The organism is Lacihabitans sp. LS3-19 (assembly GCF_024343575.1).
Taxonomy (GTDB): Bacteria; Bacteroidota; Bacteroidia; order Cytophagales; family Spirosomataceae; genus Leadbetterella.
Map to the genome: position 1 here is coordinate 117,476 of NZ_RJUA01000004.1, position 22,622 is coordinate 140,097.

The window sequence follows — 22,622 nt, forward strand, 5'->3', positions numbered from 1 at the left end:
GAAATTTATATTAATATTTATAAACCTTTTTAGAAGATTTAAATTCATTTGATTTAATAACCAAATTATATAAACCTGGTTTTAATTCACTCATATTAACCTCAATTTTTTGAGAATTAAATGTTTTTGAATAAACCGTTCTGTTTTTCTGGTCTAATAACGATATTTCTACATTTTGGTTGCTTACTCCTTCAGGTAAATTAACAGTTACATAATTTAGCGTAGGATTCGGGAATAGGCCAATTAGTTCTTCGTTGATCACACCTGAAGTAGCAATGACTTTGATCTCAGAAATGTTAGAGGCAGCAGAACTTCCAATAGTGTTCATTGCCTTTACTTGATAGAAATAAGTTTTACCTGCTGTAACAGTTTTATCGGTGTAAGTGATAACGTTTCTGCCTAATTTAGCTAATTCAACAAAGTTTTGATTGTCGTCAACTGACCTTTCCAAAATAAAATTCTCTTCGTTGTTAGAATCGTCATACCAAGTTAAATCTACTCCAGAAGTACTAGCTTTTGAACTCAAACCGAATGGAGCATTTGGAGCTTTAGAATAAGGATACATAATCTTTTGAGTCGTAACCCAGTCAGACTCCCCAAATAGATAGTTGCCTGCTTTAATTCTATAAATATAATCTACACCTTCTTGAATAGGCTCATGTTTGAAAGTATTTACTTCGGCAGTTTTAAATTTACCCAATTGTAAGTAATTAGTTCCATCTTCGCTTACTTCAATTATAAAATAATCTTCATCATCAAGTGGATGATCCCAACTTAAACCAATAGATGAATTATTAAGGGCATCTTTGTAAGCTACTCCAATGAAATTTGAAGGTGCACTTGCAGGTCCGTAGGTTTTGTCTGTTCCTCCAGCATGTCCTGAGAAGATATTTTTGTCACTAATAGAGAAAACATCATAAGACACAGTTTCGTTTGGTTTTAGACCTGTGATATATATATCTGTTGTAGCTGGATATGTCAAAGAATAAAGTGAATAGTCAGCTTCTCCTTCTCTCTTAACCATTATATAATAGGCCGCTCTAATGTTTGTGCCACAATGGGTATCTTCAGGTGCATTTTCCCAAATAATATGTAATTGAGTGTCTGTTTTTCCACTAAATGAAGAAATTAGATTTTGGGGTGCTGCCGGAGCAACATATGCTTGAACAGGTACTGTTAATGTATTTGACACCGTAAGTCCAGTAGAGTTTCTGGTGTATACAACATAATGAGTAGTAATGCCGGGAGCTGGTCCAATGTCGTAATATGATCTTTCTCCTGGTCCTATATTTGCAAGTGTATGAAAATTAGAGCCATCGAAAGATCTTTTTATAATAAATTCAGATATATCTTCTGGTCTTTCGTCTATTCTGATTTGGAATCCAACAAAGCTAGGACAGTTGTTTTCTAAAGTTAAAGTAGCTTTAGGAGGAGCTGCAACTAAAGTTAGAACTGGCATAACTGGAGACCAAGAGCTTACTGTACCACATCCGGTGGAAGTAGCACAACCTAATGCTCTAGCTCTAACAGCAAAATAGGTTTTTGGTAAAAGATTTGTTAAACTCTGGTTGAAGTTTGAACCTGCAGGAACAATGATTGTCCTAGTTAAACCTCCTCCCATAGCTTCGATTTCTATCGCAACCTCCGTCGCATTTGTGTCAGAAACACTAATAAGGAATGAAGTAGGAGTGACGGTAGAAGGGTAATAAGATAAAATAGGAGCCCCTAATGAAGCTGCCACTACTGTTGTAGGAGTATTTGCATTCACAGATAATCCAACAGTTATCAAATAAAAGAAAAGTAATAATTTTCTCATGATCTAAGTGTTTATGTACGTTAAGATTTATTAAATGTAAATATAGTAGACAAAAAAGGAAATTCTAAAATAGAATTGAAATATTATCTGGAAAATTATTTTACGGTTTTCTTGATATGGTTATTTCAATAATTCATATAAGGCAATTGTGTGTTTTGCAGCCAAAACATCATGTGTACGTATTATTTTGGCATTTTTTAATAGGGCCAACATGTTTAATTGGGTTGAAGCTTCCAAAGATTCTTCTGGAGTGATCTTTAAATGTTTGTATATCATTGATTTACGGGAAAGTCCTGCTAGGATTGGATAATTCTCATCGTTGAATATTTCGAGATTTTTTAATAAAGAATAATTTTGTTCTAATGATTTAGCGAAGCCAAATCCAGGGTCAATTATTATATCTTTCACACCATTTTTTCTTAAATAATTTGCTTTTGAATAAATTTCATGAATGATTTCAGGAAAAAAGTCATTATAGTAAATTAAGTCTTGCATTTTTTTTGGATTTCCTCTCATGTGCATTAAAATATAGGGGCAGTTTCTATCAATTATAAAAGGAAGCATTTCTTTGTCAAGGTCACCTCCTGAGATATCGTTCACTATTTTTGCTCCTGATTCTAAAGCTATTTTCGCTACATTTTTTCTAAAGGTATCAATTGAAATTGTAATTTCTGGAAAGTTTTTAGTTAGAATTTCAATGGCTGGTGTAACCCTGTCAATTTCTTCTGTTTCAGTAACCTCGTCTGCCCCTGGCCTAGAAGAATAGCCACCGATATCAATGATTGAAGTTCCGTTGTCAAGCATTTCCTTAGCTTTTTTTAAAAAACCTTCCTCATAAGGATTAAATCTACTATCTTTGTGGAAAGAATCTGGGGTAATATTTAGGATACCCATAACCGCGGGTTTTTCAAGGCTCAACAAATTGCCACCTATATTTATCGTATTTTTCATAGTTTGCAAAAAAAGCTAAAAATATTGGATAAAATTAATGTCTAGCACAGAAATAGAATATTCAGAAATAATAAATAATTGCTTTGAAATATTTTCAAAGAAAAATTTAGACTATGGCACATCATGGAAAATTCTTAGATTGCCTTCCATTACGGATCAGATTTTTATTAAAGCCCAGCGAATTAGGACGATACAAGATAATGGCTTTTCCAAGGTAGAGGAGGGACAGGTGTCGGAATTTATAGGTATCATAAATTACTGCGTTATGGCTCTGATTCTTTTATCTAATAATCATGAGGGTGAAGATGATTTGGTTACATTGAGTGCAAAATATACCGCAGAGATTGAGGAAGTTAAAACTTTGCTTTTTAACAAGAATCATGACTATGGCGAGGCATGGAGGGAAATGAGAGTAAGTTCAATGACCGATATAATCTTGATGAAATTGCTCAGAATTAAACAAATAGAAGATAATCAGGGTAAGACAATTATTTCAGAAGGAATAAAGGCTGGTTATCAAGATATTATTAATTACTCAGTTTTCTGTTTGATCAAATTAAAAATAGTACAAGTACAACAAATTCAGCAGTAACAAAGAAATGAAATTAATTGCAAACCTATCTAGAATTCTTGTTGGATTAGAGTTTATTTTTTCCGGATTTGTCAAAGTTGTAGATCCATACGGTACCGGGCTGAAACTTCAAGAATATTTTGAAGTGTTTGCAGCTGATTTGCCTTTTATGGCTCCCTTTTTTCATGTTTTTGCAGATAATGCATTAATCTTATCCTTGATATTCTGTTGTTTAGAATTGATATTAGGTGTCGCCTTATTGTTTAGTTTTAAATTGAAAATATCTTCTTGGTTGGTGCTTTTATTAATGTTGTTTTTTACTTTTTTGACTTTTTATTCAGCTTTTTTCAATAAAGTAACTGATTGTGGATGTTTTGGCGATTTCTTGAAATTAAAACCTTGGCATTCATTTTATAAAGATGCAATAAGTCTGATCTTTATTTTAATAATATTTTCATACAGAAATAAGTTTGGTAAGTCTGATTTGGGTACGCCAATGGTGCTTTTGGCTACAATATTTGCCTTAGGTATCGGTGTTTATGCTATTAGATATTTGCCAATTATCGATTTTTTGCCTTATGCTGCCGGCAAGAGTATTCCAAAGCAAATGGAACGTCCTGACATAAAGCCTGAAATACAATATGTATTTCTAGATAAAGAAAATAATAAAGAAATAGAGTCTATAGAATATTTAGCAGATACTAACAAATACAAATATGTTTCATCCGAAGTTTTAAATGAGGATTTGATAAAACCTAAGATTACGGATTTTAGCATTACAGATACTTCTGGAAATGATGTAACCCAACAAACTTTTGAAGGAAAAGTGTTGTTGATAATTTTAAAGAAAACAGAAGGACTAGAGAATTTAGATTTTGGCCCCATAAATGCTTTAGGAAATAAGGTTTCTAAAAAGAAGATTAGACCTATGGTTGTTTCTTCCATAGCTACCGAAGAATTTCAAAAGCTTCAATCTGAAAAGAAGTTAAGGTTCGAAAGTTTTACAAGTGATGAAAAAGTTCTAAAAACTATGGCTCGTAATAATCCTTGTTTTATTTTGATGAACGATGGCGTTGTGATAAAGAAGTGGAGCTACAATAATCTACCAACTGCAGACCATATAAATGAATTGATAATTAGTACTAAGTTTTAAGAATGACGACAAATATTTTTATGTTGGGGATGCCTTCCTCAGGAAAAAGTACCCTTGGAAGACAATTAGCCAAAGAATTAAATTACGATTTTATTGATTTAGACAAAAAAATTGAAATCTCCGAAGGGAAAAAAATTAATGAAATTTTTACTTTAGAAGGAGAAGATTACTTTAGGAAATTAGAAACCGAGCAATTAAAGAAAATTGAGGCCAATAATAAATTGGTGATAGCAACTGGTGGAGGTACGCCGTGTTATAATAACAATTTGGCTTTAATTAAAGAAATTGGGATTAGTGTATTTTTAGACGTTAAGCCCAATAAATTGGAGGAGCGTATGAGGAACTCAAAGAAGAACAATAGACCTTTGTTTAGTCTTGAAAGTGATTCTTTATTGGATACGCTTACAGCTACTTACGATTCAAGAATTGATATTTATAATCAAGCAGATATAGTAATTGAAGGTGATACGGATGCCAATACTATTATGTGGATTTTAGATGCCCATTTCTCCAAGTTGGTAAAATAAAAAAGGGGTGAATTTTTGAAATTCACCCCTTTTTTAATAAATTCCTTTTCAGAAGAAAGTTCCAAAGCTTATACCTACAGTCCCTGTGCTTTGTTTGAGTGCAACTGATTCATAGTCTGTCGCATTACTAACAGTATATGGAGTGAATGCAAATTGTTTAGACGTCCTCGAATAAGAAATATCTGCAAAGAATTTGTTGTTTCTTATGCCAGCTCCAAATGTTCCTACCAATGCAGACTTGGAATTGTAAGCTTGGTTATTTTTTCTTGGATCCCCAAGGTAATTTAATCCAGCTCTTACTCTTGCTTTGCCAAATCTTAATTCTCCCCCGGCTTTGATGTTTATAGCATCTTTAAATTCGCTTTGAACACCTCTTTTTTGATCATTTGACCAACTTAGGTCTTGCTTATCTTTTATATTCATCATGCTGTAACCTACATATTCGGCATCGATACTAACAACACCCATTTTTTTAGGAAGAAATGCCGATAAGCCAATGTTAGCTCTCAATGGTGAAGTTATTTTATAATTAAAGTCGTTTGGTACAGTATACAACTCTTGTTCTTGAGATTCGAAAGTATTAGGCTTTTGGTCAAATTTGATCCCTGAAGTGTAGGTTTCTCTGATTTTCATTGCAGTTGGACTTATTATACTTGCACCTAATCTTACGTTTTCAGTCAATTTAGTAATTATTCCCAAGCTCAAATTTAATCCTGAACCTTTTACTAATAATTCATCGCTGAATATAAAGCCATTAAAAACCTGTCCATTAGGAAATGTTTCAGTTAGGTCTGTAAGTTGCGTATAATTTAAACTTTGTAGACCTACAGTACCTCCTATATATGTTTTGTCATCATAATTAATTCCATAACCAACATTCATTTGACCTAGGTTTCCAGCTTCTGAGACATTTCCCACTTGATTAACTGGCGTACTTAATTCTGAAGAAATATAACCTCCTCCATCTAAAGGGTCAAATAAATAGGCTTGGTATGCCAAAGCTGTGCTGTTGTCTGCTAACCTTGTATTAGTGTCAAATTCATTATTTAAATCTACTGAATTTATACCTCGAGCAGTAGCTTTTTCCGCAAAATAATCAGAAATCGAACTCCTATTATTTGATCCACTATAGGTATAATCGCTACTAAAATTTGCTAAGGTATTATAAGAAAAACTCCATGCAGTTCTTTTCTTTCTTGTTCCAACACCTCTGTTACTAAAAACAGCTCCGATTTGGCCAATTCGTAAGTTTGAAGAAGTTAATTTATCAGTATTCGAAATATAACCAGCTGTGGTGTTGCTTGATTGAAAAATTGGGGTAATCGAAAATTCTGATTTATTAAAAAAGCCTAGTCCAGCTGGATTTATAATTACACTACTTTGGTCACCACCTAAAGCAGTAAATGCCCCTCCCATTCCTTGTACTCTTGCAGTTCCATTATTGCCAAAAGAATAGAATTTTAGAGCGTCTTCGCCATAAAAATGGCCATTAAGCGATAGTTGAGCAAATGCAGATTGTATTCCAAAAAGCAATACAAATGCCCCGAAAATTAACTTTTTCATAATATTTGTGTTTGAAAAGGATAAAAAAATCCCCGCCAACAACAATTGGTTTATCAGCGGGGAATTAAAAAATTTTAAAAATCAAATTGAGTTATCTTGGGCCTCTTGAGCCACTGCTACTTGAGGAACCTGATGAACGAGAGCTACTTCCTCCACTTGAAGAAGATGATGAAGAAGAGCTTCTTGAGCCTGAATTAAATCCGCTATTACTGTTTGAATAAGACGGTGTCGAACTTGATCTGCTACCATTGTTAGAATTATTGTAGCTATTATTAGATGATTGATTTGAATAGCTAGAATTACTTCTTGTATAAGTATTTGCTCTCGAAGAGTTATTCAAAGCACTGCTCCTAGAACTAAATGTTCCCGCATTGTTTCCAGTAGATCTGTTGTAAGAATCATAGCTTACTGGTCTTCTAGAGCTTGGGCTGTAGGCTTCAGTGCTAGAGTTTTTACCAGAGTATGAGTTATTGGTAGAACGATTTCCAGTCCAAGTTCCATTACTTCTGTCAGCTAATACTCTTTGAGAAGAATTATTTGCTGATGAATTTGAATTTCTTGCTGCTGAAGAACTTCTTCCGCTTGAGGCACTGGCTGAAGGACGAACTGTATTTACAAATCTATCATTGTAGAGACTTGAGTTTCTGCCGCTATCTCTAGCTCCATAAGTTCTAGAGCCACTGCTGTAAGCATCTTTTCCATATGCGGATTGATTATAATTGCCATAACTGTTATAATAGTTTCCTGAACCATAATAGCCATTACCATAATAACCATAATAATCGTAAGGATTAAAGAAATTGTTGTACCCCCAAGGTGAATACATAGATCCAAATGAGCTAAAACCGCCATACATACTTCCAAATCCTCCATAACCAAATGCAGAATAAGGAGAATATCCGTATGCAAATGATGAATAAGGAGAGTATCCATAACCGAAAGGTGAGTATGCAAAACTAAATCCGCTTCTAAATGGCGAGAATGAGTTGTAGAAAAACGGGCTAGAATATGCAAACATATTCATTGGGGAGTAAAAATTCGAAAAAGGAGAATTAAAATTTGGTCTACTCCAAGAATAATCGGTCCAGGCTTGGCTGTATCCCTGTGCATATCCATCTGAATATCCAGGGTTGGAGCTAAGTGGTCTTTTTAAATCTTTGGTAGTCAAATAATCTTCACTATAATAATCATCTGTACTTTCTACATTTTGATCATTTTGTACTCTATCATATTCGTCTTCATACTGCATTTGTTGCGTATTTGTTGCAAAAGGAGAGTTTTGAGAAACAATTAATGGAGCAGATGCTGCATCCGCTGAAGAGGCATACATGTCATCGCTTTCGCCATTTGTTGGGATTGTTTTGTTTGTACATGATGCAAAAAACAAACCTATTCCCAAAAACAAGATTGAACTTTTAAGTTTCATAATTTTTTAGATAAAATTGTACCTAATCTATAATGGTTAGACGATAAAATACCCCAAAAGGTTGCGATTCGTCTAAAATTTATTTTTGAAACATTCTATATTAAATATTTCATTACAAAAATAATATTAAAACTTATCTTTGCAACCATTATAGGTGGTATTAACAAAATATTTAACAAATAATATTATTAGTAAAACACAAGTTTTGCTTTAAATAATTAAAATAAATTCAGAAAAATGTCGAAGGGACTTCCAAAACGTAGTGAGAATTATTCAGAATGGTATAATGAATTAGTAAAAAAAGCTGATTTGGCAGAGAATTCTGCTGTGAGAGGTTGCATGATAATAAAACCATATGGGTATTCAATTTGGGAAAAAATGCAGAGGGCTTTGGATGATATGTTTAAAGAAACGGGCCATTCAAATGCTTATTTTCCATTGTTTATTCCAAAATCTTTTCTATCTAAAGAGGCTTCTCATGTGGAGGGTTTTGCAAAAGAATGTGCAGTAATTACACATTATAGATTAAAAAATGATCCAAATGGTGGTGGGGTAATTGTAGACCCTGAAGCTAAACTAGAAGAAGAATTAATTGTAAGGCCTACTTCAGAAACCGTGATATGGAGTACTTATAAAAACTGGATTCAATCTTATAGAGATTTGCCTTTACTGATTAATCAATGGGCCAATGTGGTAAGATGGGAAATGAGAACAAGGATATTTTTAAGGACTTCTGAGTTTCTTTGGCAAGAAGGTCATACTGCACATTCTTCTAGAAAAGAAGCCGAAGAAGAAACGGCACAAATGCTTGATGTTTATGCGACTTTTGCGGAAGAATGGATGGCTGTGCCTGTAATAAAAGGTAAAAAGACAGCCAATGAGCGTTTTGCAGGTGCCGAAGAAACGCTTTGTATTGAAGCCATGATGCAAGATGGAAAGGCTTTACAGGCTGGTACTTCGCATTTTTTAGGTCAAAATTTCGCTAAAGCTTTCGATGTGAAGTTTCAAGATAAATCAGGAAGTTTAGAATATGTTTGGGGTACTTCTTGGGGTGTGTCTACCCGTTTAATGGGAGCATTGGTTATGGCTCATTCTGATGATTTAGGTTTGGTTTTACCTCCTAAATTGGCACCGATACAAGTTGTGATTGTTCCTATATTTAAAGGTGATGAACAATTGGATCAAATCTCAGAAAAAATTAATCCTATACTTAAAGAATTAAGGTCAAAAGGTGTTTCGGTTAAGTTTGACAAAGATGATCAATCGAGACCAGGATGGAAGTTTGCAGAGTATGAGCTTAAAGGTGTGCCATTGAGAGTTGCAATAGGTATGAGAGATTTGGAAAGTAATACTGTGGAAGTAGCCAGAAGAGATACTTTGACCAAAGAAGTCGTTTCGATCGAAGGGATTTCTGATTACTTGGTAGATATGCTGGATAAGATACAAGCGAATATTTATAAAAAAGCTTTTGATTTTAGAGCATCAAATACCTACGAGGTGAATTCATGGGAAGAGTTTTGTGTTAAGATAGAAGAAGGCGGATTTTTGTTGGCACACTGGGATGGTACTTCTGAAACTGAAGACAAAATCAAAGATGAAACAAAAGCTACCATTAGATGTTTGCCTTTTGACGTGGCAGATGAACCAGGGGTTTGTGTTTATACTGGAAAGCCGTCTGAGCGAAGGGTAATTTTTGCGAGAGCGTATTAATAATTTATAAATATATAATAATGGTAAAAACAGGAGATATCGTTTCACTTCATTATAAAGGGACTTTAAATGACGGAACAGTATTTGATTCATCAGAAGGGAGAGATCCTTTGGAGTTTGAAGTTGGAAGTGGAATGGTAATAAAAGGATTTGACGATGGCGTAATGGGAATGGCTGTTGGCGAGAAAAAATCCATACATATTGGTGTAAATGAAGCTTATGGTCCAAGCAATGAGCAAATGATATTTAAATTTGACAAAGCAGGTATACCTGGCGATGTGCCTTTGGAAGTTGGTGGAACATTAAACATGCATGATGGTCAGCAAGCTGTGCCAGTTGTGATAAGAGAAATTGGCGATTCTTACGTTTTAATGGATGCTAATCATCCTTTGGCTGGTCAAGAATTGAATTTCGAACTTGAAATGGTTGCGATTAAAGACGGAAGCAATCTAGAGGTTGAGTTTGACGAAATAAACTAAAAAAAAAGAGCCGAAAGGCTCTTTTTTTTCTAAAAAATATGTTTGGCCACAGCCATAGTAGTGGTTGACTTGCTCATGGTATAAAAATGTAAAGCAGGCACACCAAAATCCATAAGTTCTTTACATTGTGTAATACACCATTCTATACCTATTTGTCTCGCGGCTTTATCATCATTGGCTTCTTCTATTGCATTTCTGAAATCAAGAGGCATTTCTAAGTAAAACAATTTTGGCAAAATACTTAATTGTTTTTTAGTAGATAGAATTTTTAATCCAGGTATAATTGGAATATCTAAACCATTTTCTCTGCATTTTTTTACAAAATCAAAGTATTTCTGATTGTCAAAAAACATCTGCGTGACTAAGTATTCTGCTCCTGCTTTTACTTTAGTTTTTAAATGTTCAAAATCAATAGCTTCACTTTCGGCTTCGAAATGCTTCTCTGGGTAAGCTGCAGCACCTATGCAAAAATCACTTTTGGATAAATATTCAGTTTCATCATGCAAGTATTTTCCATTGTTCATGTCTTTGATTTGAGTAATTAACTCAGCGGCGTAAGCATGTCCATCAGCTTTTGGCTTAAAAGTTTGGAATGGCTTGGCGTGATCACCTCTTAGAGCCATTACATTTTTGATTCCTAGATAATTTAAGTCTATTAGTAAATCTTCGTTTTCATCTTTTGTAAAACCTCCGCAAAGAACATGAGGAACTGGGTCCACATCAAATTTGTGCATTATGGCTGAGCAAATTCCTACCGTGCCGGGTCTTTTTCTGGTTTTTATTTCTTTTGAGGTGCCATCTTCTTTTTTTACTGAGATATATTCTTCCCTGTGATAAGTTACATCAATAAATGGAGGTTTTAACTCCATCATTGGAGATATATCATGCAGCAATTCGTCTATTTTTCCGCCTTTGGCAGGAGGGATAATTTCTATTGAAAATACGGGTTTATCTTTAGCATTTGCTAAATGTTCAGTAACCTTAGGCATAGAATCAAATTATTGTTTCAAATGCAAAAATAAAACAATTGAAATTTTTTCAGGTGAAAATAGAATTTAAATGATTCAAAAAATTATTTTTGGATAATTTATCTAAAAACCTTAAAATTTAATACTTCAAAAAGATGAAAAAACTATTTTCTATTGTAATTGCCTTCTGTTTTTGTTCAAGCGTTTTTGCCCAAAGTACTGTATTGTCAGATTATGAAGGAGCTTTTAGTTTCGCTTCGGCACCTTTCTCTAAAATCGTATTTTCCGTCGAAAACAATACCATTTATGCTGATGCAGAGGGAATAGGCAAAGGTGAGATATTCTCAACAAACCAAAAAGATGAGTTTTCGGAACCAAACAACGATGCTAAATTGCAGTTTGTGAGAGATGATGCCGGAAAAGTTGTAAAGGTGATTGTGAAAGTACAAGGAAGCGAAATGTTGGGTGAAAAAGCCGCTGACCCATTGACAGAATTTGTTGGCGAGTTTAATTTTGACGATGACAGTCCTATTTCTAGTATGACTGTTGATATTAGAAATGGCTCACTTTATGGTGATACTTCCGAAGGAGGAGCTCCATTGAAGCCTTCTTCAACAAAAGATATTTTTGATGTAATTGGCTATGAAGGTACAACAGAATTTTTAAGAGATACCACAGGCAAAATCTCAGGGGTAATTTTAAAAGTTCAAGGAATGAATATGAAAGGAGTTAAAAAATAAATTAAAACTCCCATCTATAATTTAACATCGGAATCATGCCCAGCTGGTATTTCGGTGTTATTTTTTCTAACAAAACATCATAGTATTGATAAGCCAGGTTTTTCTGACCAGTGAAATTTTGTAAATCTATAGATATTGTCCTTGAATATTTATCACGAGATTTTTTCAAATAAACTCTAATGTCCGGTCTGAAATAGTCAGGATTTTTTTCTATCAAAGGCTGGCTGTAGTCATAAACAGTAGATTGCGTAACGATAGACGCACCTTGGGCGATCGCATAGTTTCTAAATCCACCAAGCCACGATATTCTACCATTAACTCCTATAAATTTCCCAGGTTTTTTGCTCCACTCTTTACCGATTGTTACGTTCACGATATGATTTCCACTGAAGCGAGTCTCATAATATTTGTTGTCAAATGCTTTAAATTCGGATTTGTAAAGCGTAGTGTTGATCAAAGCAAAAACACCTTTGCTGAGATATTTTCTGTAACTTATTTCTAAACCATAGTTTCTTCCTTGTTTTTTCTGGTTGCTTTGATCGTCTGCCAAATCAGCTACGGTATTTTCATAACCATTTAACACAGAAAGATATTGGTTTTTAAATACGGGTGTATTGAAAATACTTTGATAAAATATTTCGCCAAAAAACTCTTGGTTTTGATTGATAGCATATTTGTAGCCCAGATTGAAGTGATTGGCTCTGATTGGCTTATAAGGCAAGGCAAATGCATTTCTGTTTGAAGATTCGTAGCTATGAAGCCCATAAGATGCTTTAAGGCTAAACTTGCTTGTGATTTCATAACCCAAACCTAGTCTTGGTTCCAGAAAAGTAGTTTTGCTTAAAGTATAATGAGGTAAAACTAGTCCTAGATTATAACTTAGTCTTGAATTTTCGGCATTGGTTATTCTCGCAAAAGGCTGAATTAATAGCCCGTCAAAACTATAAAATGAATTTCCGTCGTTTTTGAAATTGAACTCATTGAAATAATGGTTGATGTTTATACCTGTATTCAAAGCAAAAGTTTTGTTCAAATTGCCACTAAGAATACTTGAAAAACCCGCGATATTTCTGGCTTGATAGGTATAACTTATATTCGTTAAAGGTTGATTGCGATAAGCATCTCTCAGGTTTTCTAGTCCAGAGTTGGCCATCACTGTTTTTAAATTCCATTTTTTAGATAAATTAATGGAATGTTTTAATCCTGCTACACCCATTCTGCTGTAAAAGTCTATGTTGTTGAACTCTTTGTCAGACTCCCATTGGGTTTTGTCAGGATTAGGAACAAATATATTTGAAGAGTTTCCGCCCATTCCGAATATCATAAATGTCCCTGCTCTTTTGGTTGGAAAATTTAAATTAAAGGCCAAATCTTGAAACTTTATACTTTCACCACCAAAATCTACCCCCATCAAACCTAAAAGTCCCGTGAAAGAATACCTATAATTAAACAAATAGCTGCTGCCTTTGGCTTTATTTAATGGTCCTTCTGAAGAAATATCAACACCGATTAGGCCAACTTGGGCTGTGTGTTGAAACTTTTTATTATTTCCAGCCTTGAATCTCATGTCCATAACACCTGCCAAAGTGTTTCCGTATTCTGCAGGAAATGCACCCGTTAGGAAATTCATGTGTCCTAACATTTGAGCTGAAAGAATGTTTGTTCCGCCACCAGTTTGTGTTGGTTGGTCAGAGAATGTTCCTGCATTGCTAAGATGATTTGGGTTTACTATTTCTACGCCTTCAAGTTTCCATTGAACACTTTCAGGTGCGTTTCCTCTGATAGACATACCGTTCGCTTGGTCGTTGGTATTGCTTACACCTGCAAATGAAAAAGCCAAACGAGCAGGATCGAAAAACGTAGCTGGGAAACGCATGATTTGCTCGTAAGTGATAGTATTTAAGCCTGTTATGGCATTTGACATGTTTGGTGATGCTGCCGTTACCACTATCTGGTCAAGATTATTAGCGTTTGCTTGCATTTCAACGTCCAACACAAGTTCTCTACTGTTTTCTAAGATTAGTTCTTTTAAAATTATAGTCGAATACCCAATCGAACTTATTTCTATTTCATGTCTTCCCAAAGGCACCGCAGTCAAAACAGCCTCACCTTTTTCGTTGGCTATGGCATTGATATTTAGATTCTTGATGCTTACCGTAGCTGAAGGAATCGGACTTTTGGCGTTTTGGTCTTTTAGGTTTATCCTGATGTTTTGTGTTTTTTGAGCAAAACTTTGGACAGAAATAAATATTAAAAATAGACGAAGGAATTTCATTTTGTATTGAATAAATTAAACACAAATATACTTTGCAAAAAATTAAAAAATACGCTCAATTGGGTTTGATTTTACATTTAATGATAAAAATCACAAATGTGTTTCTTTGGTTTTAAAGTTTGAAAGTCTGATTTTACTTAGAAAAAAAAATTATATTTGATGTTTCAAAAAGATTCAAATGTCGCTATTCAAAATCTACGGTTCTTCTGCTGGTTCAGGCAAAACATTTACACTTACCAAAGAGTATCTCAAATTGGTTTTGAACGAAACGGATCCTAGGTATTTTCAGAAAATTTTAGCGATAACTTTTACCAACGACGCTGCCAACGAGATGAAGCAGCGTATTATGCGATCATTGAAAGAGATTTCTAATATTGACGAAAAATCCACTCTTTTAATAAATATTCTAAAAGAAGAGTTGCCTCATATTGAAGAAGCTGAAATACGAAAAAGAGCAGGTTTAGTTTTTGTTGAAATTCTACATGAATACAATGATTTTGCAGTAAAAACCATCGATTCGTTTGTAAATCAGATTGTTAGTTCGTTTACTTTTGATTTGGATTTGCCCTATAACTATGAAATAAATCTGGATACTAATCAGCTTTTGAGTGAAGCAGTTGATAAGCTGATAGATAAAATTGGCCAAAATGCTGATTTGAGTTCACTTTTGTTAGATTTTGTGTATCATAAAATTGAAGAAGATAAGGGTTGGAATACTTTAGTAGACGAGATAAAGACATTTGGTAAGAATATTTTTGAAAATGAAGGTTCTTATTTGATAGAAAGAAATCTGGATATTTCGCTTTCGGAAATTAAAGATATTCAATCTAAAATTATAGTTTTTCAAAAAAATACTTTAAAAAATATCTCAGAATTAGCCAAGTCTGGCTTGGATTTAATTAAAAGTCGAGGCTTAGCTATGGATGACTTTTATTATGGCAAGAGCGGTGTTTATGTTTTTTATCAAAAATTGGCAGAATCACCAGAAGATTTGTTTTACAGTGTTCATCCTTATCCAAAAACAAGACATATTGATGCTTTCGAAAATGGAAAGTGGTACGGAAAGAATAATCCAAATTCAAATTTAATAGATGAAATTAAGGGGAAATTAACCGATATAGCATACGAAGTTCTCGCGTTCAAATCTGATAAATATTATATCCTTGCCGAAATCAAGAAAAATCTATTGAAAATCCCACTCTTATCAATGATTAAGGCAGAATTGGATATTATCAAAGAAGAAAGAAATGAGGTGTTTTTGTCAGAATTTAACAAGAAAATCCTAGATATTGTGGTCAAAGAGCCCGTTCCGTTTATATATGAGCGGATTGGTGAAAAATACGACCATTTGTTGATAGATGAATTTCAGGACACGTCTAATATGCAGTTTTTCAATCTTTTGCCTTTGATTGACAATGCCATTTCAAAGAATAAATTTAACCTAATTGTGGGTGATCCAAAACAGGCAATTTATGGTTGGCGAGGTGGTAACATACTGCTAATGTTAGATTTGGTCAATAAAAATGCTTCGGGGTTAAAACAAAATAGAGAAACTAGCGAGAGTCAGTTTTTTCAGATTGAAAATGTTTCTTCTTCAAGCGAAATAGCTAGTCTGAATGTTAACTACAGGAGTAAAAAAGAGATAATCGACTTCAATAATTTATTTTTTGAATCCTTAATAAGTCAAAAACAAGCTGAATATCCATTAATTGGACAGGCATTTTCCGAGTATTTTCAGTATAATCCGGAAAATCCCAAACTTGGAGGGTTGGTAAATTTATCTTTTTTGGAGAAAGATGAAGAACCTGTTTTGGATAAGATTTTAGCTCAAGTAATTGACTTGATTGCAGAAGGTTACAAAGCAGGAGATATAGCAATATTGTGTAGAACAAATACACAAGGTGCTGAAATTGCCGATTTCTTGAAAAAAGGAGGTTTTGAAATAAATTCTGTAGATTCTCTAAAGATTTCTAAAAACTTAGAAGTTGGGTTTTTGATTTCTGCATTGAAATTTGTCAATCAGCCTGAAAATCAATTTGCAAGATTTGAGTTTCTTCAGTTTGCCATACATCTCCAAAAGATTTCAAAAATTGAGGGCGAGCTTAATGCCATCTGCTTATTGCATTTGGATGAGTTCATGCAAGTGTTTTCTGATTTTGGTTTAGAAACCAATATGCTTTTTGAAAGCGATTATTATACTGCTGTTGAGTATATTATAGAAAAATTTGGCTTGTTTCAAAATTCTAAATCTGTTGATTTTATTCTCACTTTTCTGGATATTTTATTGCAGTATTTCCATAAAAAAAGTAAAAATCTTTCTGACTTTTTAGAGCATTGGGAAATAAAGAAAGACAAGTTTTCGATAAATAATAAGTCTACTGATGCTATAACCGTTACCACTGTACATAAATCAAAAGGTTTAGAATATCCGATTGTGATTTTACCTTATGCCAGTTGGCCTTATGTACCCAAAAACGATGCTGAAATATGGTTGGATATTTCTGAATTGAATTATCCTGAACTCAAATCCGAACAAAAAATACTTCAAGCAGCACCATTTAAACTTTCTCTGAGGAAATATATAAGTTTTTCTCAAGAAATACTCAGTAAGCAAGAAGAAGCCATTTTTGTTGAAAATCTAAATATGTTGTATGTGGCTTTGACTAGACCCGTGGAGAAACTTTTTATTTGGTGTCATTATAAAAACAATAAAAATGGAAGAAAATTAGATGGTGTCGGGGAGTTTTTTATGGATTTTTTGGTAAATACTTCAAGGTTTCAAGAAGGCAAGTTTGATTATCTATTTGGAGAAAATGAGAAATCAAAAAAAATACATCCAATTATTGATTTAAAAGAAGGTTTTCTGTTAGAATTTATGCCTATTTTCAAAGAAAAGCATGTTTTGAAACTTAAAACTGAAAATAATTTTAGATCAATCAATCAGGCAGAAAAGATAACTTTAGGCAATCTTGTACATGCCGCATTTGAAAAAATAAAAACATCAAAAGATGTAGAAGACGCTATAGAATCTTTGAGATCAGACGGTTTTTTAAATGATGACCTTACAATTTTATTAAGAGAAAAAATAAAATTAGTAATTGAAAACGAGAAGATAAGTTTTCTGTTTGGTGAAAAAGCTTTGGTGAAAAATGAGATGGAAATTTTATCAAAGGGTGAGCCAGTTCAGCGGCCAGACAGAGTTGTTTTTGTGGATGATAAAGTATATTTGGTAGATTATAAAACGGGAGAAAAAAACGAAAAACACGCCAAGCAAATTCAAAATTATGGAAGATTGCTTTCAAGAATGGGCTATACTAATATCATTTTAATTTTAATATATTTTGAGCCTTTGGATATTATAAAAGTTCCTTTTTTGCAACATAGTAACATTTAGTGGCTGGAATAAAATTTTTTTGAATTAAATCTTCGTAAATTGCGTCTTGAATTTATAAAAATATCTAAGTGTCATTTATTTCAGAGCTAAAAAAGAGGAGAACCTTCGCAATAATCTCCCACCCAGATGCTGGGAAAACTACATTAACCGAGAAACTTCTGTTGTTTGGTGGTGCTATTCAAACTGCAGGAGCTGTTAAGTCCAATAAAATCAAGAAAACTGCCACTTCCGATTTCATGGAAATTGAGAAACAAAGAGGTATTTCGGTGGCAACATCGGTAATGACTTTTGAGTATGGTGGTCGGAAAATCAACATCTTGGATACACCTGGTCACAAGGATTTTGCTGAGGATACCTATCGTACACTTACTGCGGTTGATAGTGTGATATTGGTGATTGACTGCGTGAAAGGCGTGGAGGAACAAACCGAAAGGTTGATGGAAGTTTGCCGCATGAGGGATACGCCAGTAATTGTTTTTGTAAACAAAATGGACCGTGAAGGCAAGGATCCCTTTGATCTACTAGACGAACTTGAGCAAAAACTTTCTATAAAAGTAAGGCCCATCACTTGGCCAGTAAACATGGGTACAGGTTTTAAGGGTGTTTATCACATGTTGGAACACCAAATGAACTATTTCAAAATCAATAAGACTAAGCTCGAGGATGATATTAAGAAAATATCTTTAGACTCTCCTGAATTAGACAATAGTGTAGGTGCAAAAGATGCGTCTCAGTTACGTGAAGACGTTGAAATGATAGAGACTATTTATGATAGTTTTAATGTAGATGACTATCTGGCAGGAAAAGTTGCCCCAGTGTTTTTTGGCAGTGCCGTAAATAGTTTTGGAATAAAGGAGCTTTTGGATTCTTTCTGTGGAATTAGCCCAGAACCTATTTCACGAAATACAAGTTTAAGAATAGTAGAACCAACTGAAAACAAATTTACCGGTTTCGTGTTTAAAATACATGCAAATATTGACCCTCGTCACCGAGACAGGATTGCATTTTTAAGAATTTGTTCGGGTACTTTTGAAAGAGGAAAGTTTTATAAACATGTCAGATTAAATAAAGACGTTCGTTTTTCTAATCCGTATATGTTTATGGCAGACTCAAAAAATGTTGTGGACGAAGGTTTTCCTGGCGATGTAGTTGGATTATATGACACAGGTAATTTTAAAATTGGTGATACTTTGACTGAAGGCGAGAGTTTGCAATTTATAGGTATTCCAAGTTTCTCACCAGAGTTATTTAGAGAAGTAATAAATACCGACCCTATGAAATCTAAGCAATTGGAAAAAGGTGTGTCGCAGTTGGCAGAGGAAGGAGTAGCTCAGTTGTTTACAATGCAACCAGGTAATCGGAAGATTATAGGCACAGTTGGAGAATTACAATTTGAAGTGATTCAACACCGTTTGTTGCATGAATATGGTGCTTCGTGTAGATTTGAAGGCAAACCTTATTCAAAGGCCTGCTGGATAACAAGTGATGATCATAATAAATTGGAAGAGTTTATACGTTTAAAGTCAAATTATATTGCTTTAGACAAAGATGATAATCCTGTATTTTTAGCTGAAACTGATTGGATTTTGAGGATGAACAAAGAGAATAATCCTGAAATCGAGTTTCATACTACTTCGGAGTTTAAAGTTGCTCAGGCCTAGTTTTGTGACCAAAATCATTTTCTCATTTTTATTTTAAGGTGTAATTTTGTTTTTTTAATAAATAATAATTGTTGATGGCTATTTTCATTTTCTTTATTTCACATTGGTATTTATCATTATTTGCTCAAACATTTTTTTTGCATAGATATGCTGCTCATAAAATGTTTACGATGAGTCCGCGAATGGAAAAAATCTTCTATTGGCTAACGTTTATTTTTCAAGGTTCATCATTTTTGAGTCCTTACGCTTATGGTGTTATGCACCGTCTTCACCATGCATTTGCAGATACTGAGCAAGATCCACATTCACCGAGTTTTTCAAAGAACCTTTTTGATATGATGTGGAAAACTAAAAATTATTATCAAGAGATATGTCATAAGGTTGATAATGTAGAAGCTAAGTTCAAAAAGAATGTTCCCAATTGGGAGTTTATGGAAAAACTAGCAGATACTTGGGTTTCAAGAATAGGCTGGGGAGTAGCATACACTTTATTTTATTTCTATTTTGCTGAAAGTTACTGGGTGTTTTTATTGTTACCAGTTCATTTTCTAATGGGACCTGTTCATGGTGTAATCATCAATTGGTTTGCACATAAATATGGTTACAGAAATTATGAAGTTGACGATACCGCCAAGAATTTGTTGCCTGTAGACATTCTTATGATGGGCGAGTCTTATCATAATAATCACCACAAGTTTGGCGGAAGAGCCAATTTTGGAATCAAATGGCATGAGTTTGACCCAACATATCCAGTTATTAAAATTCTGGATAAGTTGAAGTTGATTAAACTCAAACCCAATAATGATTTAAATTATATGTAAAAAGAAAAGCCGATTCGTCGGCTTTTTTTTATGAAAAGTGGAATAGTTTTATTCTTTTCGTAAATTGCAATCGCAATCTGTAATCTTTACTATGACATTAAAAAAGTTTATCCAAAATACATGGAAACTATGGTACAAAGGGATGGTCACGTCGCTGATTGTTATGTGCCCTATTTTTGTGAGCGATGGGCAAAGTTGGATATTTGATAAAGATTATGGTCTAGAGCTCCCAACCATTTATCAAATTCATGGAATTGATATATCTCGTCATAATGGTATTATTGATTGGCAAAAGATAAATGAAGACAGAATTGAGAATAATTTGATAAAATTTATTTTTATTAAAGCTACCGAAGGTGGAGATTTAGTTGATTCAAATTTTGAAACCAATTGGGCGAAAGCAAAAGAGCATGGGTTTACTAGAGGGGCCTATCATTTTTTTGTTTCTTACACCGATCCAAAACTTCAAGCTCTAAACTTTATCATAAACGCTAAGCATGAAAAGGGAGATTTTGTGCCTGTTTTAGATTTTGAAAATAATGGCCGAACAAACAAAGAAAGAAAAGAATTAAGCAAAAATGTAAAAATATGGCTCGAAACTGTTGAAAAATATTTAGGCGTAAAGCCGATAATTTATACCAATAAGCCGATTTTTAGAGAGTATATTAAAGGGAAGCTTGATGAATACCCAATTTGGGTAGCAGATTATTATTCTGAAAACCTCAACAACTTCGATTGTGAAAACCTCATCCTTTGGCAACATTCTGACAAGGGAAAAGTGCCGGGAATAAGAGAAAACGTAGATTTTAATGTTTTTTTAGGAACTCCTCATAAGTTTCAAAAATTCATACTTTAATATAAATGAAATAATACCAAAGAAATATATATGTTAACATCTGTAAAGTTTGATCAAACCAAGGCTTTTAAAAAGCTTAAAACACACTACAAAACTATTTCAAAAACTACCATAAAAGACCTTTTTGCAGACGACTCAAAGCGTTTTTCCAAGTTTTCGATTAAATTCCAAGATATTCTGATAGACTATTCTAAAAATAATATCAATGGTCGTACGATGGCTTACCTTCAAGAATTGGCAACTGAATGTCAGCTGGAGGATGCGATTCAACGAATGTTTGCAGGAGAAGCTATAAATGCTACCGAAGGAAGAGCTGTACTTCATACTGCCTTGAGGAATAGAAGTAATACTCCTGTTATAGTCGATGGAAAGGATGTAATGCCTGATATCAATAGAGTATTAGACCAAATGAAAGACTTCTCCGAGAAAGTTAGGTCTGGCGAGTGGAAAGGGTATACTGGAAAAAGTATCAGTGATATTGTAAATATTGGTATTGGTGGATCTGATTTAGGTCCTGTTATGGTAACCGAGTCACTAAAATCGTATGCTAAAAAAGGTTTGAATGTACATTTTGTTTCAAATGTAGACGGTACGCATATAGTAGAAACTTTGAAAGGTTTGAACCCAGAAACGACGATTTTTATGGTTGCCTCAAAAACCTTCACCACGCAAGAAACGATGGCAAATGCCCATTCTGCGAGAAATTGGTTTTTGGAAAAAGCTGAAAATCCAGATTTTGTAAAAAAACATTTTGTGGCTATTTCTACAAATGCCAAAGGTGTTTCTGAGTTTGGTATAGATACGCAAAACATGTTCGAGTTTTGGGATTGGGTAGGTGGTAGGTACTCTCTGTGGAGTGCTATAGGATTATCAATTGCATGTTTTATAGGATTTAATAATTTTGTTTCGCTATTAGATGGTGCACATCAAATGGATTTGCATTTTAAAAATACACCTTTAAAAAGAAATGTTCCTGTTATTTTAGGATTGTTGGGAATATGGTACAATAATTTTTTTAATGCTCAGTCACAGGCAATTTTACCTTATGATCAATATATGCATCGTTTTGCTGCTTATTTTCAGCAAGGAGATATGGAGTCTAATGGTAAAAGTACAGATAGGGGAGGAGAAGGTGTGAATTATCAAACTGGGCCGATAATTTGGGGTGAGCCAGGTACAAATGGTCAGCATGCATTTTATCAGTTAATACACCAAGGTACCAAACTTATTCCTTGTGATTTTATTGCACCTGCTATTAGTCAAAATCCAATAGGTGAGCATCATAAAATGTTAATGTCTAACTATTTTGCTCAAACCGAAGCATTGATGAATGGTAAGACAAAAGAAGAAGTGATAGCTGAATTTGTAAAAGCTGGAAAGTCTCAAGAGGAGATTGACTTTTTGACGCCTTTCAAAGTATTTTCGGGAAATAGGCCTACAAATTCGATACTTGTAAAAAAACTTACGCCAAAAGTTTTAGGTAGTTTAATAGCTATGTATGAGCATAAAATATTTGTTCAAGGAATTATTTGGAATATTTTCTCATTTGATCAATGGGGAGTGGAGCTTGGAAAACAGCTAGCCAACAAGATTTATCCAGAATTACAAGACGATGCTGAGGTTGATACGCACGATGTTTCAACCAATAATCTTATAAATACCTTTAAAAAGTGGAGAAAATAGGGCTTTGGCTCTATTTTTTTTGTATTTA

General features: G+C 33.8%; 17 protein-coding genes. 11 read left to right on the top strand and 6 right to left on the bottom strand.

The features are described 5' to 3' along the window. Positions 1–10: 10 nt before the first annotated feature. The gene (locus EGI22_RS05875; RefSeq protein WP_255067080.1) at positions 11–1,816 is read right to left on the bottom strand and encodes a T9SS type A sorting domain-containing protein; all 1,806 of its coding nucleotides are present in this window, start codon (positions 1,814–1,816) and stop codon (positions 11–13) included. A 120-nt stretch (positions 1,817–1,936) separates the two neighbouring features. After that, on the bottom strand, positions 1,937–2,734 hold the full coding sequence (folP, locus tag EGI22_RS05880; RefSeq protein ID WP_255067081.1) for a dihydropteroate synthase: 798 nt from the start codon (positions 2,732–2,734) through the stop codon (positions 1,937–1,939). Between the two features lie 70 nt (positions 2,735–2,804). Here folP and EGI22_RS05885 point away from each other — a divergent pair, with 70 nt between their 5' ends. The 3 genes from EGI22_RS05885 to EGI22_RS05895 are packed head-to-tail and all read left to right on the top strand — an operon-like array spanning position 2,805 to position 5,018. Beyond that, positions 2,805–3,359, top strand: coding sequence for a DUF1599 domain-containing protein (locus EGI22_RS05885; RefSeq protein ID WP_255067083.1), 555 nt, complete (start codon positions 2,805–2,807; stop codon positions 3,357–3,359). Between the two features lie 7 nt (positions 3,360–3,366). After that, the gene (locus EGI22_RS05890) at positions 3,367–4,491 is read left to right on the top strand and encodes a BT_3928 family protein (RefSeq protein ID WP_255067084.1); all 1,125 of its coding nucleotides are present in this window, start codon (positions 3,367–3,369) and stop codon (positions 4,489–4,491) included. 2 nt (positions 4,492–4,493) lie between these two features. Further along, positions 4,494–5,018 (top strand): shikimate kinase, encoded by a 525-nt coding sequence (locus EGI22_RS05895; RefSeq protein WP_255067086.1) that lies wholly within the window; start codon positions 4,494–4,496, stop codon positions 5,016–5,018. A gap of 48 nt (positions 5,019–5,066) precedes the next feature. Here EGI22_RS05895 and EGI22_RS05900 read toward each other — a convergent pair whose 3' ends face one another. Continuing rightward, the gene (locus EGI22_RS05900; RefSeq protein ID WP_255067087.1) at positions 5,067–6,581 is read right to left on the bottom strand and encodes a hypothetical protein; all 1,515 of its coding nucleotides are present in this window, start codon (positions 6,579–6,581) and stop codon (positions 5,067–5,069) included. 91 nt (positions 6,582–6,672) lie between these two features. Next, positions 6,673–8,007 (bottom strand): hypothetical protein, encoded by a 1,335-nt coding sequence (locus EGI22_RS05905; protein WP_255067088.1) that lies wholly within the window; start codon positions 8,005–8,007, stop codon positions 6,673–6,675. A 237-nt stretch (positions 8,008–8,244) separates the two neighbouring features. On the opposite strand from EGI22_RS05905, the gene proS reads away from it, so the two are divergent. Both proS and EGI22_RS05915 read left to right on the top strand, forming a co-directional pair. After that, positions 8,245–9,717: a proline--tRNA ligase gene (gene proS, locus EGI22_RS05910; protein WP_255067089.1), complete on the top strand. Its 1,473-nt coding sequence runs from the start codon at positions 8,245–8,247 to the stop codon at positions 9,715–9,717. A gap of 20 nt (positions 9,718–9,737) precedes the next feature. Then, the gene (locus EGI22_RS05915) at positions 9,738–10,196 is read left to right on the top strand and encodes a peptidylprolyl isomerase (protein WP_255067090.1); all 459 of its coding nucleotides are present in this window, start codon (positions 9,738–9,740) and stop codon (positions 10,194–10,196) included. Between the two features lie 29 nt (positions 10,197–10,225). Here the strand turns inward: EGI22_RS05915 and EGI22_RS05920 are convergent, their stop codons facing one another. Continuing rightward, on the bottom strand, positions 10,226–11,185 hold the full coding sequence (locus tag EGI22_RS05920) for a methylenetetrahydrofolate reductase (RefSeq protein WP_255067091.1): 960 nt from the start codon (positions 11,183–11,185) through the stop codon (positions 10,226–10,228). Between the two features lie 134 nt (positions 11,186–11,319). On the opposite strand from EGI22_RS05920, the gene EGI22_RS05925 reads away from it, so the two are divergent. Further along, positions 11,320–11,904, top strand: coding sequence for a hypothetical protein (locus EGI22_RS05925; RefSeq protein ID WP_255067093.1), 585 nt, complete (start codon positions 11,320–11,322; stop codon positions 11,902–11,904). 1 nt (position 11,905) lies between these two features. Here the strand turns inward: EGI22_RS05925 and EGI22_RS05930 are convergent, their stop codons facing one another. Continuing rightward, positions 11,906–14,179 (bottom strand): TonB-dependent receptor, encoded by a 2,274-nt coding sequence (locus EGI22_RS05930; RefSeq protein ID WP_255067094.1) that lies wholly within the window; start codon positions 14,177–14,179, stop codon positions 11,906–11,908. A gap of 178 nt (positions 14,180–14,357) precedes the next feature. Between EGI22_RS05930 and EGI22_RS05935 the strand changes: the two genes are divergently transcribed. The 5 genes from EGI22_RS05935 to pgi all read left to right on the top strand — a co-directional run bounded on the left by EGI22_RS05935 (position 14,358) and on the right by pgi (position 22,594). Then, positions 14,358–17,573 (top strand): exodeoxyribonuclease V subunit beta, encoded by a 3,216-nt coding sequence (locus tag EGI22_RS05935; protein ID WP_255067095.1) that lies wholly within the window; start codon positions 14,358–14,360, stop codon positions 17,571–17,573. 68 nt (positions 17,574–17,641) lie between these two features. Further along, a complete protein-coding gene (locus tag EGI22_RS05940) occupies positions 17,642–19,234 on the top strand; it encodes a peptide chain release factor 3 (protein ID WP_255067096.1) in 1,593 nt (530 codons plus the stop codon). Positions 19,235–19,308: 74 nt separating this feature from the next. Then, entirely contained in the window at positions 19,309–20,055 is a 747-nt protein-coding gene (locus tag EGI22_RS05945) for an acyl-CoA desaturase (RefSeq protein WP_255067097.1), read from the top strand. A 91-nt stretch (positions 20,056–20,146) separates the two neighbouring features. Further along, on the top strand, positions 20,147–20,911 hold the full coding sequence (locus EGI22_RS05950) for a glycoside hydrolase family 25 protein (RefSeq protein ID WP_255067098.1): 765 nt from the start codon (positions 20,147–20,149) through the stop codon (positions 20,909–20,911). 30 nt (positions 20,912–20,941) lie between these two features. Beyond that, positions 20,942–22,594 (top strand): glucose-6-phosphate isomerase, encoded by a 1,653-nt coding sequence (gene pgi / locus EGI22_RS05955; protein ID WP_255067099.1) that lies wholly within the window; start codon positions 20,942–20,944, stop codon positions 22,592–22,594. Positions 22,595–22,622 lie beyond the last annotated feature (28 nt).

Bases quoted from the DNA above. Each gene is read 5' to 3' on its own strand.
- pgi (WP_255067099.1), top strand. From the start codon at position 20,942: ATGTTAACATCTGTAAAGTTTGATCAAACCAAGGCTTTTAAAAAGCTT.
- proS (WP_255067089.1), top strand. From the start codon at position 8,245: ATGTCGAAGGGACTTCCAAAACGTAGTGAGAATTATTCAGAATGGTAT.
- EGI22_RS05945 (WP_255067097.1), top strand. From the start codon at position 19,309: ATGGCTATTTTCATTTTCTTTATTTCACATTGGTATTTATCATTATTT.
- EGI22_RS05900 (WP_255067087.1), bottom strand. From the start codon at position 6,581: ATGAAAAAGTTAATTTTCGGGGCATTTGTATTGCTTTTTGGAATACAA.
- EGI22_RS05905 (WP_255067088.1), bottom strand. From the start codon at position 8,007: ATGAAACTTAAAAGTTCAATCTTGTTTTTGGGAATAGGTTTGTTTTTT.
- EGI22_RS05875 (WP_255067080.1), bottom strand. From the start codon at position 1,816: ATGAGAAAATTATTACTTTTCTTTTATTTGATAACTGTTGGATTATCT.
- EGI22_RS05935 (WP_255067095.1), top strand. From the start codon at position 14,358: ATGTCGCTATTCAAAATCTACGGTTCTTCTGCTGGTTCAGGCAAAACA.
- EGI22_RS05925 (WP_255067093.1), top strand. From the start codon at position 11,320: ATGAAAAAACTATTTTCTATTGTAATTGCCTTCTGTTTTTGTTCAAGC.
- EGI22_RS05915 (WP_255067090.1), top strand. From the start codon at position 9,738: ATGGTAAAAACAGGAGATATCGTTTCACTTCATTATAAAGGGACTTTA.
- EGI22_RS05895 (WP_255067086.1), top strand. From the start codon at position 4,494: ATGACGACAAATATTTTTATGTTGGGGATGCCTTCCTCAGGAAAAAGT.
- EGI22_RS05885 (WP_255067083.1), top strand. From the start codon at position 2,805: ATGTCTAGCACAGAAATAGAATATTCAGAAATAATAAATAATTGCTTT.
- EGI22_RS05890 (WP_255067084.1), top strand. From the start codon at position 3,367: ATGAAATTAATTGCAAACCTATCTAGAATTCTTGTTGGATTAGAGTTT.
- EGI22_RS05930 (WP_255067094.1), bottom strand. From the start codon at position 14,179: ATGAAATTCCTTCGTCTATTTTTAATATTTATTTCTGTCCAAAGTTTT.
- EGI22_RS05950 (WP_255067098.1), top strand. From the start codon at position 20,147: ATGACATTAAAAAAGTTTATCCAAAATACATGGAAACTATGGTACAAA.
- EGI22_RS05920 (WP_255067091.1), bottom strand. From the start codon at position 11,185: ATGCCTAAGGTTACTGAACATTTAGCAAATGCTAAAGATAAACCCGTA.